The organism is Nitrosovibrio sp. Nv6 (genome assembly GCF_900110495.1).
Taxonomy (GTDB): domain Bacteria; phylum Pseudomonadota; class Gammaproteobacteria; order Burkholderiales; family Nitrosomonadaceae; genus Nitrosospira.
In genome coordinates this window covers 537601-550442 of sequence record NZ_FODX01000001.1, presented here as the reverse complement: position 1 = coordinate 550442, position 12842 = coordinate 537601, and the positions used below count along the sequence as shown (strand labels likewise).

12 protein-coding genes are annotated in these 12842 nt (G+C 53.0%); 11 read left to right on the top strand and 1 reads right to left on the bottom strand.

All coding sequences use genetic code 11. From position 1 onward, the window contains the following. Positions 1-133: 133 nt before the first annotated feature. Positions 134-1348 (top strand): chromate efflux transporter, encoded by a 1215-nt coding sequence (gene chrA / locus BMX66_RS02680; RefSeq protein ID WP_090878113.1) that lies wholly within the window; start codon positions 134-136, stop codon positions 1346-1348. A gap of 753 nt (positions 1349-2101) precedes the next feature. Continuing rightward, complete coding sequence (locus BMX66_RS02675; protein ID WP_090878111.1) at positions 2102-3343, top strand: HAF repeat-containing PEP-CTERM protein; 1242 nt, start codon at positions 2102-2104, stop codon at positions 3341-3343. A gap of 222 nt (positions 3344-3565) precedes the next feature. Here BMX66_RS02675 and BMX66_RS02670 read toward each other — a convergent pair whose 3' ends face one another. After that, entirely contained in the window at positions 3566-5125 is a 1560-nt protein-coding gene (locus BMX66_RS02670; RefSeq protein ID WP_090878109.1) for a sigma 54-interacting transcriptional regulator, read from the bottom strand. Between the two features lie 252 nt (positions 5126-5377). Between BMX66_RS02670 and BMX66_RS02665 the strand changes: the two genes are divergently transcribed. The 9 genes from BMX66_RS02665 to BMX66_RS02625 all read left to right on the top strand — a co-directional run bounded on the left by BMX66_RS02665 (position 5378) and on the right by BMX66_RS02625 (position 12819). Continuing rightward, the gene (locus BMX66_RS02665) at positions 5378-6031 is read left to right on the top strand and encodes a beta-class carbonic anhydrase (protein ID WP_090878107.1); all 654 of its coding nucleotides are present in this window, start codon (positions 5378-5380) and stop codon (positions 6029-6031) included. Between the two features lie 86 nt (positions 6032-6117). Beyond that, positions 6118-6360, top strand: coding sequence for an FmdB family zinc ribbon protein (locus BMX66_RS02660; RefSeq protein WP_090878105.1), 243 nt, complete (start codon positions 6118-6120; stop codon positions 6358-6360). Between the two features lie 29 nt (positions 6361-6389). Next, positions 6390-7250, top strand: coding sequence for an MBL fold metallo-hydrolase (locus tag BMX66_RS02655; protein ID WP_090878103.1), 861 nt, complete (start codon positions 6390-6392; stop codon positions 7248-7250). Positions 7251-7322: 72 nt separating this feature from the next. Further along, positions 7323-8615 (top strand): NAD(P)/FAD-dependent oxidoreductase, encoded by a 1293-nt coding sequence (locus BMX66_RS02650; RefSeq protein WP_255398777.1) that lies wholly within the window; start codon positions 7323-7325, stop codon positions 8613-8615. Then, positions 8612-9442 carry a sulfite exporter TauE/SafE family protein gene (locus BMX66_RS02645; RefSeq protein WP_090878100.1) on the top strand — a complete coding sequence of 277 codons (831 nt, stop codon included), beginning with the start codon at positions 8612-8614 and terminating at the stop codon, positions 9440-9442. Before BMX66_RS02650 ends, BMX66_RS02645 begins: the two co-directional genes overlap by 4 nt. Before the next feature lie 286 nt (positions 9443-9728). Then, entirely contained in the window at positions 9729-10280 is a 552-nt protein-coding gene (locus BMX66_RS02640; protein WP_255398776.1) for an OsmC family protein, read from the top strand. 30 nt (positions 10281-10310) lie between these two features. Further along, complete coding sequence (locus BMX66_RS02635) at positions 10311-11531, top strand: flavin-containing monooxygenase (protein ID WP_255398775.1); 1221 nt, start codon at positions 10311-10313, stop codon at positions 11529-11531. A 4-nt stretch (positions 11532-11535) separates the two neighbouring features. Continuing rightward, positions 11536-12168: a TetR/AcrR family transcriptional regulator gene (locus BMX66_RS02630; protein ID WP_090878096.1), complete on the top strand. Its 633-nt coding sequence runs from the start codon at positions 11536-11538 to the stop codon at positions 12166-12168. A gap of 24 nt (positions 12169-12192) precedes the next feature. After that, entirely contained in the window at positions 12193-12819 is a 627-nt protein-coding gene (locus BMX66_RS02625) for a hypothetical protein (RefSeq protein WP_090878094.1), read from the top strand. The last annotated feature ends 23 nt before the right edge of the window (positions 12820-12842 follow it).

Here is a 12842-nt window from a genome sequence, read left to right as displayed (position 1 = left end):
GTTTTCGTCCTGCTATTGTTTGCGCTGCATTGCAGATATGCGATGTTTCCTCCTATGCTGCCGGGATTCCATGATATGGATTGTAAGGTAGCTTATGCCGGGTCTCCTTATATGGAAATAAAAAGGTTCCAGTATGCAAGAAACTTCTGACACGGGCTCTCCTGAGCACCAGCATTGGGGCGAGATCCTGCACGCCTTTCTAAAACTGGGGCTCACATCTTTCGGAGGACCGATAGCCCACCTGGGATATTTTCGGGATGAGCTGGTCACTCGGCGCCGATGGATAAGTGAATCGGGCTATGCCGATCTCGTTGCGTTATGCCAGTTTCTGCCGGGGCCTGCCAGTAGCCAGGTAGGCTTTGCGCTAGGGCTGTCAAGGGGTGGGTTTGTGGGTGCCCTGATCGCCTTGACTGCCTTTACACTGCCTTCCGCGTTGCTGTTGCTGGTCTTTGCCTACAGCGCCTCTGCCTTTGAAGGGCTGCTCGGCCACGGCTTGATTCATGGCCTGAAGCTTGTTGCCGTGGCTGTCGTTGCACAGGCTGTCTGCGGCATGGCGCGCAATCTTTGCCCGGATCGAGCGCGCGCCAGCATTGCTGCCGGCGCAGTACTGATAGTGGTCTTTTTACCCGGAGCGCTCGGACAAATGAGTGCAATCATCTCCGGCGCCATTGCTGGACTGTGGCTTTGTAAAAACTTGCCGATAACAGATGCCGGTCACTTAAATATACGGCTTTCCAAATCGAAGGCATTGCTTGTATCGTTGATCTTTTTCGTTCTGCTCATCGCCTTACCGCTTATTGCCCTGACATCTTCCTCGCAAGCCGTTGCATTGTTCGAGGCATTCTATCGGGCGGGTGCTCTGGTATTTGGCGGCGGTCACGTGGTTCTGCCACTATTGGAAGCAAGCGTGGTCGAGACTGGCTGGATCGATGCGGATAGTTTCCTGGCAGGGTATGGTGCGGCCCAGGCCGTGCCGGGGCCTCTGTTTACCTTTGCTGCCTATCTCGGTGCTGTTGTCTCACCCGAGCCCAACGGAATCCTGGGGGCAGTTATCTGCCTGATCGCGATATTTTTGCCCGGAATGTTGCTGCTGGCAGGTGTCCTGCCATTTTGGGATGACCTCCGTAAAAGAAGCGGGGTTCAGGCAGCGATGGCAGGCGCTAATTCGGCAGTCGTTGGCATCCTGGCGGCTGCACTCTATGACCCGGTGTGGACCAGCGCCATACTTATTCCTCCGGACTTTGCAGTAGCGTTCGTGGCATTCATCCTGCTGACTGTCTGCAAAGTTTCACCATGGAAGGTTGTTTTGCTGAGCGCGATGGCGGGTGCTGGCCTGTCTCTATCCTAAGGACAGAATCTCAGGAAATATTGAGGCTCTGGCCAAACCGGAAAACAAGCTATTGCCGCATTCCCGGCTCCTTGCCTTCCTCGTAATGGGAGAAGGCTGTTTGAAGGCCTTTCAGGACTTCGGCAGTTGTTTCGAATAGCACTTGCGCCTTCTGCGCAGCTGGATCGGGTCAGGATTGCGCCGGCAGGGCAGCGCCAGCCGTCTGTTTTTGCATCATAGGCGAACTCATCGCGGCTGGACCCCTTGCCGCGCTTGTTGACTGTCCTTAGCCAGGCACAATGGCCGTAATGCCGCTTTGCTCGCATTGGCTGCCTTGCTCCCAATTTGAATAGCTGAAATCTGCCACAACTGTCACGCCATTACCAGTTCCTTTTTGCCCATAGCTGCCATCGGATGCAGCTGTCTGGAATCATTGCCTTCATTGGTCAGATCGAATGCCACAATCAGCTTGTCCCTGGCATCGACTGCTACTGGGCGTCGTTATAGGCCACCTTGAAACCGTGATAGGGCGTCCGCATAAATCTGGCCCCGGCTCGGTTGCCACATGCTGTTTGATACCTTGATCGGCCATCTCCTGGGCTTGCCGCTGCAACTGCTGGCGCTGCTCCTTCAATGCTGCCAGGGCCGCCACCTCCGGGCATGCTGGCTGGCTTTCGGGCTCATGCCGACGATATTCTTTGGCTTATCGATGTCTCGTCAGTGTAATACCAGGAGCGTTTTTTCAAAGCCTGATACGCGAAAAGGACTACAGATATGGAATTTGTCTTTGACAGCTTAGATTCCATCACCTACTTTGAAGCAATGGATGTTAAACGCCACCTTGCCGAAGGAGATACGATGACACTCAGCCATTGCTTCAACATCCGCAGTTTTATCCTCGCCGCAGCCCTGATTAGCGACCTTGGCCTTGTTAATCATGCAAATGCCCAACGACATTCATACCTCGTGGACCTCAACACCAAGGCCGTAACCCCTCTTGGCACGTTAGGCGGTGATGGCAGGACGGGGGCGTCGGACATCAACGATGCGGGGCAGGTAGTAGGCTTCTCCACAACAATGCAAGGAGATTCTCACGCTTACATCACCGGCCCTAATGGTGACGGCATGAGAGACCTTGGCACTTTTTCAGGCGGCGACTACAGCTATGCTCTTGGCATCAACAATGCAGGGCAGGTAGTAGGATGGGCTGACACGGCCACAGAACCGACCCATGCCTTCATCACCGGTCCCGACGGAGCCGGTATGAGGGCCCTTGGCACTGGTTACAGCCATGCTACCAAAATCAATGAGGCGGGACAGGTGGCAGGAGCGTCTAGAACGACCATAGGGGAGTACCATGCCTTCATCACCGGTCCCGGCGGGATGGGCATGAGGTACCTTGGCACTTTGGGTGGTGAGCACAGCTCACCTGAAGATATCAACAATACTGGGCAGGTGGTGGGGGAGTGGCGGCTTGGCGAGGCTGGGGTGGGTACTTACCACGCCTTCATCACAGGTCCCGATGGGGTGGGTATGAAAGACCCTGGCATTTTAGGCGGTGATATCAGCTCTGCTCGGGGCGTCATTAGCTCTGCTCAAGGCATCAACGATGCCGGGCAGGTGGTAGGAGTGTCTTACACGGCTGAAGGCACCACCCACGCCTTCATCACTGACCCTGATGGGATGGGGATGAGAGACCTCGGTACGTTAGGCGGCAGTCGGAGCTATGCTTATGACATTAATGAGGCGGGGCAAGTGGTAGGTACTTCCATGACTGCCACAGGAGATTGGCATGCCTTCATCACCGGTCCCGATGGGATGGGCATGATCAATCTCAACTTGTTCGCAGACCTGCCCGAGAGAACGATTCTAACCCATGCCCTTGGCATCAATAACAATGGACAAGTCATTGCCATGGGCGTTGTTCCCGAACCTGAAACCTATGCCTTGATACTCGTGGGCTTGGGTTTGGTTGGGTGGATGGTACGGCGCAAGAGGGCAGAAGTCCGAATTTAGCGTCAATAAAAAGCTCAAGCGTCTACTAGCGCTTTCGGGCCATGCCTTGCGTCCCGTTTTCTCAAAGCCTGAAGTGCGAAAATCTCTTTTGTTAGGAACGCCAGGAGTTCTGTTCAAGCGCGAAAAACAGGGGTGTTTGAAGCTAAAAGGCGGGCTTACGAACAGGAAAGCCGGCTTGCAATGCCTAGTGCTAACTAACTGTTTGTATATTCAGGTTTTCGATCAAGAGACCCGAAAATCTGCCAGATTGATTTTGTGTTTTTTTAGCTTGGAATAAACCGCACGTGATGTGATTCCCATGTTTTCAGAGACTCTCTTTACATTTCCGTAATGTTGTTTCAGAGCTGTCTCAAGGAATGATTTTTCTATTTTGGTAAGAGCGTGTTCTTTTTCGTCTTTCCATTCACCCATACTTTTGGTTTTAGCTGGGAACTCTAAATCCAATTCAGTCATTTCCTTGCCACTGACAAACAAGATGTTGCGTTCAAGGATGTTTTCCAATTCGCGAACATTGCCGGGCCAATGATAACCCCGGATTTTCTTCATGACTTCACGGCTTACTGATTCGACCTGTTTGTTATACCGTTTATTCAAGCGCTGAATGATCAAATGGACAAGGTAAGGCAAATCTTCTGGCCGTTCGGCCAAGGGAGGAATACTTAAACGAACTACATTGATGCGATAGTAGAGGTCATTGCGGAACCGATCCTGTTTAACAAGATCTTCCAGGTTCTGATTTGTTGCTGAGATGATTCTTACATCAACCGCTAATGTTTGTTTACCGCCAACTCTCTCCAATTCTCCTTCCTGGATCACACGAAGCAATCTGGTTTGTGCTGCCGGCGACAATGAATCGACTTCATCCAGAAACAAAGTACCGCCTTCGGCTCGCTCGAAATAGCCTTGGTGTACTTCTATGGCTCCTGTAAAAGCGCCTTTTTCATGCCCAAACAAGCTGCTTTCGATCAGGCTTTCTGGAATCGCGCCGCAATTAATGGCGATGAATGGTTTATGGGAGCGATCACTCATCGCATGTATGGCACGTGCTATCAGCTCTTTACCTGCACCTGTTTGACCCTGAATCAGAACCGTTGCCAAAGTGGGTGCAATAACCTCGATTGATTGCAGTATTTTCTGCATCATTGGCGATTTTGCGATGATGGCAGGGGGCTGATGTTTTTCTGATATTTTTTTATTCTGTTTCTGCCACAGCCTTTGCATGCTTGTTTCAATTCGACACTGCAATTCCCTGGTATCGTTAATTTCCTTGACTGGCGTTGTATCGGTATATTCCATTCCACGCTGCCCTTTTGCTGCCTGTGGATTGGTGTAAATACATACATCACATTTGCCATCCTTGCGGGCTATGCTTTTTTTGATGTCAACTTTGGCATAGCCAAAGTTTCTGGCGGCGATACCCCCAAATACGCTGGAAGTCATCCTGCATAATTCGGGAAAGTTGGTGACTTGTTCGCCAAAAGGACAGCGGGAATTGGTAACTGTAATACAGTCCTGATTACTGGAAACCAGTGAAAATTTACCACCGATATTGTTTTTTATGCCGAGTATGAGTTCGGTGTAGCTTTCATTATCGAGCTGTTCATTTTTATGAGTATTTTCTCGATAAGTTTCTTCAAAAAAGCATCCTGCAGTTTTGGCTATATGCTCAATCAACTGTTCGCAATGTTTTTGTCCCTGTTGTTCGCTGGCATGCATTAGCTCAAGAATAAAGGTTTGAAGAAAAAAATCCGGTGTTAACTCAGAAAGAGGATTGTTGTTCATGGATGTGGACCGAATGTGAAGTTGAGCTTCACTGATTGAAGCACGGTTTCACTAATATGGCAAGAAATAAAAAACTAATTTATTGAAATTGCGAGGAAATATTTATTTCCTCTTCTGGCATGGTATTTGCATTTAATTTTATTGCACGGAGATTTGCGGGCTAAATACCCGTTGCGAAACCCCTCTAGTACTTAAAAAAGTAGATCACGTTAGGGATTTTAAATTGCAGCCTGTTAACGAGGAGATTCAAAGTTGAAAACTCTTAAAGAGGAACTAGACACACGCGCCGCAGCATATGATTTCTGGGCCCAACGTCGCCGTCATGGACCGGATGGACATAATAACCGGAAATTGTGGGTGCTTGCCTGTATGGACGAACGTCTGCCGGTAGATGAAGCGCTCGGTATCCATGTAGATACCCCTGCAGGCGGTGGAGATGCACATTGCTTCCGCAATGCCGGGGGAATTGTCACAGACGATGCAATTCGCTCGGCAATGCTGACTTGCCATTTTTTTGGCACCAGGGAAATTGTCATTGTGCAGCATACGCAATGCGGCATGCTGTCTGCAAATGCAACTGAGCTGGAGAAAATGTTACGCGATAAAGGGATCGATACCGACAAGATTCCAATGGATCCCACATTGCCCGAATTGAAGCTGGAGAACGGTGCTTTTGCAAAGTGGATCGGAATGATGGATGACGTGGATGAAACCTGCATGAGGACAATAGAAGCATTTAAAAATCATCCTCTCATCCCCAAGGATGTGGTCATCAGCGGTTGGGTTTGGGAAGTCGAGACACGTCGGTTGAGAGCGCCGACCCGAGACGCTGAAAAACGAGTCCGGACCGATGTGACCTCAGCTCAATTCGGGATCCAAGGGAAGCAACCACTTCGCTGGAGCTAAGTTCAAGAGAAAAAACTGGAAACGTGACCACTTGTCATGCCGGGTGTCACGTCTTAACGTGGTTTTAATGGATATAGGAATTCTAAATGCCAACTTATGACTACATGTGTACAGAGTGCAAACTTCAATTTGAAGTACGCCATTCGATCCACGCGCCTAATCCGGATTGTTTGGCATGCGGAAGCTCGACAGAAAAATTGATTCTTTCTGTTCCTGCCATGCATGGGGAAATGGCGCGAGGCCGGGACCACGCAATGCGTTCGCTTCAGCCAAAAGCCGAACTGGCAAAACATCTGCACGGACCAGGCTGCGGATGTGGGAACGTTTAACTCGCGCCTGGCTAGAAGGTAGACCGCAGATGAAACCCAATATTGAGGCATTCTTCGACCCGGCCACATGGACGCTGAGCTACGTTATTTGCGACGAGGCTGGAGGCAGTTGCGCGGTTATCGATCCCGTGCTGGATTACGACTCGAAATCAGGCAGGACACATATGGCATCAGCAGACAGGATAATCGCCTTCATCAGCGAAAAACGACTGAAGACGGAATGGATCCTCGAAACGCATGCGCACGCCGATCATCTGACCTCCGCCGACTATCTCAAGAAGAAGCTGGGCGGCAAAACAGCTATCGGGAAAGAAATTCCTGCCGTGCAGGAGACTTTCAAGAAGATTTTCAATCTGGGATCGGACTTTACGCCGGATGGCAATCACTTCGATTATCTGTTCGCCGACGGTGAAACATTCGGCATTGGGAAGCTGACGGCAACCGCGATCTTGACACCCGGCCACACCCCGGCGGACCTGTCCTATCAGATCGACGATGCAATCTTTGTGGGCGATACGCTGTTCATGCCCGATCTCGGTACTGCGCGTGCTGACTTTCCTGGAGGGGACGCCCGGCGTCTGTTCGGGTCGATACGCAGGCTTCTTGCCTATCCAGCGGAAACGCGTCTCTTCATTTGCCATGATTATGCTCCGGCAGGTCGCCCTATCCGTTGGGAGACTACCGTGGCCGAGCAGCGCGCTCATAACATCCATGTACACGATGGTATCGACGAAGACCGATACGTGGCCATGCGGCAAGCGCGGGACGCCACGCTCGACATGCCCAATCTCCTGCTTCCGTCCATTCAGGTAAACGTGCGCGCCGGGCAAATGCCTCCTCCCGAAGATAACGGGATGTCGTACCTGAAAATACCACTGAACGTGATCTGAGACGCTGAAAACAATGAGCGCGGGCGCCGGGCGGAGCAAAAGCAATTGAATTGAAAGAAGGAGGACGAAACGATGAACGAGCGGACCTGGAACAACGACACACCCGCGGCTCCGATGGACGCGGCACTCAGCAGGGGTGGAGACTTTGATGTCGTCGTGATCGGAGGAGGCACGGCAGGCATAGGCATCACCGCCAGCCTGCTTCGACGTCAGCCTTCTCTGCGTACAGCGATCGTCGAACCCTGTGACAGGCACTATTATCAACCAGCCTGGACACTCGTGGGAGGAGGCGCGTATGACATTTCAAAAACCGTGCAGCCCATGGCCAGTGTCATTCCCCCAGGGTCCACCTGGATTCAGACTGCCGCGAGCGGTTTTGATCCGGACTCCAATCTTGTTCACCTGACGGACGGCCGTTCTATTGGCTACAGGCAACTGGTGGTGTGTCCGGGCTTGCGCCTCGCATGGGAGCAGGTCGAGGGGTTGGAAGACACCTTGGGAAAGAACGGAGTTACATCAAATTATCGATTCGATCTGGCCTCCTATACATGGGCGTTGACCCAGGACCTCAAACGCGGGAAGGCGCTTTTCACTCAGCCTCCCCTCCCCATCAAATGCGCCGGTGCGCCGCAAAAAGCGATGTATCTTTCCTGCGACCATTGGCTGGGCAAAGGGGGCCTGGATGATATTGAAGTCGAATTCAACGCTGCCGGCTCCGTGCTTTTCGGCGTGGCCGCTTTCGTGCCACCACTGATGGAATATGTGAGACGTTACAACATAAACCTCATGTTTGACTCGAATCTGGTAAGGGTCGATGGCGTCAACAGGACAGCGTATTTTGATATCAAGGATGAGAAAGGCAACGTAGAGCGTGTGGCAAAGCCTTTTGACATGCTACACGTTACGCCACCTCAAATGGCACCCGATTTTATTCGCCGCAGTCCGCTCGCGGATTCGGCGGGATGGTGCGAAGTCAACCCGGAAACGCTTCAACATTCTCGCTATCCCAATATATTCTCCTTGGGAGACGTGTGCTCTTCACCTAACGCAAAGACCGCCGCAGCGGTAAGGAAGCAAATAGTTGTGGTAGCGGAGAATCTACTCGCGGCAAAGGAAGAAAAGGAATTGCCGACCCGTTACGATGGATACGGCTCCTGTCCACTTATTGTGGAAAAGGGCAAGGTCATTCTTGCCGAGTTCGGGTTTGGTGGCAAACTGCTTCCAACTTTCCCGCTCGATCCGACGGTTCCGCGTTACCTGGCCTGGCTGCTCAAGGCGAAGTTCCTGCCGTGGTTTTACTGGCACGGTTTCCTGAAGGGCCGTGAGTGGTTTGCGCGCCCTGGCAGCACCACCCGAGTACTGTGACAGTTTCAATAGTCGCCGCATTTTTTGGCGCCTTGGTCGGCGTGATACTCGGGCTGACAGGGGCGGGGGGCGCCATAATCGCTGTTCCGCTGCTCGTTTTTGGCTTGCAATTGCTAGTGACGGAGGCGGCACCCATTGCGCTGCTCGCCGTCAGTGTTTCGGCTGCCATCGGCGCGCTGCTAGCATTGAAGGAGGGAAAGGTAAGGTACCGGGCGGCTGGCTTCATCGCTTTTACTGGCACGTTGGCCTCGCCGCTGGGAATATACATCGCCCGCCAGATACCCGACGCAGCCTTGAGACTCCTATTTGCGGCAGTGCTCGGTTATATCGCCATCAGAATGTTCAGACCGTCTGGAAATCATCCTGTGAAGGCAGCAAATGCATCCTTGCCAGCCACGCCGTGCCAACTCGACGATTTCAGCGGGCGTCTTGTCTGGGATGCTCACTGCGCGAGATCGCTTGCCTTATCCGGGATTGCTGCCGGCTTTCTCTCCGGCCTGCTTGGAGTGGGAGGTGGCTTCATCATTGTGCCCGCACTCCAGAAGGCCACCCTTCTTCACATGCGGGCCATCGTGCCCACGTCCCTCGCGGTCGTGGCGCTGGTGTCCGCCGCTGGTGCTTTTTCTGCAGTGCTGGCCGGGAGCATGAACTGGACGATAGCGCTGCCCTTCGCAGCGGGCGCGGTGACGGCCATGCTGGTTGCGGGCAGATTCACCGACCACTTCACGGGTCCAGGATTGCAAAAAGGCTTTGCCATTCTTGCGGCGGCCGTGGCGACTGGAATGGGGATCAAGGCCATAGCGGTTGTAACAGGGATCAGCGGCTGAACCGAAACCCTGGGTAAGGGACGGATTTCTTTTCCGCCCTCTTATTAAGCGAAAGTGCCTATACCTTCATTTTCCAAATGAGGTACTCATTCTCTTCTTCTATTTGACAGCTCTCTCCTCATAGGGGATTCCCCTCTTCAAAAATTCATATCCATTCCTCTTGTAATGTCTTTATTCCGGGCGTAGAATAAAAATAGACTGATCGGTCTATTGTTGATGCCCTCTTTAACAATATACCGGAATATAAGTGGCATCAGCATTTTCTTGTGATGATATGGAGGTAACGATGACGATGAAATGCGTGAATGGAATTGACGTCGACAAATTGCGGGCAACGAAGGATCTTATCGAGGCGGATGCAGATGGACCTTTCGCCAACCCCCGGTACGAGTCGACCATTGTCTGGAAAAACGGGTATCGCACAATATCCTGTGCTATGGATGGTCAGGAAGTCATCGGCGATGAACCCGAGCAATACGGCGGCAGCGGAGACGGCGTCACGCCGGAGGACATGCTGCTCAGCGCAATCGGCGGTTGCCTTGTCGCCACCTATATTGGCGGATTATCGGCTGCCGGCGTCGCTGTGAAATCGCTGCGGCTCGATGTTTCCGGCCGCGTGAATTTCCGCGCCGCCTTTGGCCTTGAAGCCGCCAATCCGGGGTTTGAGAGCATCAGGATAGCGGTGGATATCCAGACCGACGCCTCGCCAGACAAAGTGAAGGGAATTCTGGACAGACTGCTGAAAACCGCACCCATTCCGGACACGATCATCCGCCCGGTTCCGCTTGATGTTGAGATCAGTTGCAAGCAGGCTGAACTGGCGGCTGAGCTTTCATAACACATGATAGGGGGCATGGAGATGACGGGCATGCATGATGTCGCAGTAATCGGCGCTGGTCCGGCGGGATTGTCGGCAGCATATGAACTGAAAAGAATCGGCCTCGATCCACTGGTATTGGAGAAAACAGCCGCGGTGGGGGACGTCTGGCGCAATCATTATGACGGCGTGCGCCTGAATACGGGGCGCTTCTTTTCACAACTCCCGGGAAATCCATTTCCCCGCTCGGCCGGCGGCTGGCCTTCGCGTGATGAAGTGGTGCGTGTCCTCGAAACATTTCCCGAACGAGGAGGATTCAGGGTCCGAACCGGAATTAATATCGAGAAAGTCGAGTATGACCGTCAACGCGACACCTGGGCGATCTCCAGCCAGGATGGGGAAACGTTCGAATCACGCGCCGTGGTTGTCGCGACGGGATGCGCGTGCACTCCCGTCATCCCTAAATGGGAAGGCATGGAAACATTTCCTGGAGAAATTATCCATTCCTCGAAATTCAAGAATGCCAAAACCTATGCGGGAAAGGATGTGCTGGTTGTCGGCAGCGGCAATTCCGCTGCTGAAATTGCAAGCAGGCTCGCTGAATACGCAAAAACGGTGACTCTCTCTGTCAGGACGCTGCCCCATATTCTTCCCAAAAGTGTATTTGGCATTCCGCTGGCCGGAATCGGCGTTGCGATTCGCCCCCTGCCGGTAGCCTGGGTGGATGGCCTCCTGCATGCCCTGCGTCGGCTGTTCATCGGCGACCTGACACCCTACGGCCTTCCTTTTCCCGCATCCCCGGTATCGCAGCAGTTTGCCAGGAGCCAGGTCGTGCCGATTGTCTATGACCCTTTTGCGGAAAATATCCGCGCGGGGCGTATCCGGGTGGTTGGTCAGATCAAAAAAATCGAAGGACAGACCGTGCATGCCTTCAATTCCATCGAAGCGAAACCGCACGAATATCCGGAGGAAGCTGCATTGAACGTGGATGCGATTGTTGCCGGGACAGGTTTTCGCACCGGTCTCACCAAACTGATCCAGGTTCCCGGTATTATCACCGGGGATGACAGGCCTGTGGCCCAGGGGGACCATGAATTCCCGGATGCCCCGCGGCTTTACATCATAGGCCACTTTGTTCCCTTAAGCGGCTATCTGCGTGAAATTCGCCTGGACGCGGGCAGGATCGCAACAAAAATCGGGAAACAATTGACGGCGCGTAGCGCCGCCGGCCAAGCAAACCCGCATCAATCACTGCAGATCGCGGAGGAATAGGTTGATGAAAGCAACTCGCAAATCGACCGAGGAAAAGCTGCTTTTGGCCGCGCGCCGCTTGTTCTGCCGGGCGGGCATCCATGCGACCGGCATTACACGGATTCTTGAGGAAGCAGGCGTGGCGCGCGCCAGCCTCTACACGCACTACGGCTCGAAAGAAAATCTGCTCAAGGCGGTGTTCGATACGGAAGCGAACATGTGGTTTCACTGGTTCGACCTGGATCTGCCGGGTCTGGAGTGCTCCGCCAGGGAACGCATCCTGGCGCTGTTCGATCTGCTGGAGAAATGGTTCGAGAAAGAAGACTTCTTCGGCTGCGTATTCATCAACGCCGTGGCGGAACATGAAAAGGATAGCGCCTGGGTAAAGGATGTAGCCGTCACCTATCGGGACCAGATAATTAGCCGGCTCGGGGCACTGGTTGGGGAAAGCGGGGCCAAGGATCCGGATATCGTCACCCAGAAACTGGGCCTGATCATCGAGGGCGCGATCGTGACTGCCATGGTCACCCAAAACAGCCAGGCCGCCCATATTGCACGGCTTACTGCCGAGGATATTTTGCGGTGCATGGAATGTTCCCCCTCACTCCCGGAAGGCTCCGTATCATCTGCCACGGCTGCCGCCATGGAATCGGCTTAGTCAGAATTTTTACAGGAGAAGTCAATGGACAGCATCTGGGCAAATTTATCGACAGGCATGCGACGTTTCCTGGTCGCGGCCGGGTCCCTCGTAGTTATCGCCGCGATTGGCCTGCAATTTCACGTGAGCTCCCAGGGGGATCTGTCAAACACCTATCCGAAGGGCTTTCGCGGCGGCACGTGCACTATAGAGTCCGAATCCGTGGTAGTTGGCTATTCGGGTTATTTCATTCCCGGAGATTATGCAATCCCCGAGAATGCAACCAGTGCGATGTCCGTTCCTGTCTTGTGCGGAAAAATACCCGGTCCCGGAACACTGGATGTCACGATTGATCTTCTTTACCCCGAATCCACGCGTGAATGGCCGCTGGCCATGACGCTGGCAAAAATGGATGGCGGTGCGCCATCGAAAACGCTGCTGGCGGTTCCTCCAAAAACCTACGAATCCGGCATCATTACGCAGGTTTTGAGTATCGGCGAAACCGGAGAATACAGGCTTTATCTATCGGGGAAAGATGAGAAGCAGGCCGATTTCACGCTGGAAATCCCCATCACGGTGGGAACGCAATGGTACGAAGGTATCGCTCAACTCTGGCCCATGCTCCTTCTGATTTTAGGTGCAGTTTTTTTTCATATCCTTAGAAAGCTTTGATTATCCAATTTATTTAATAAAGG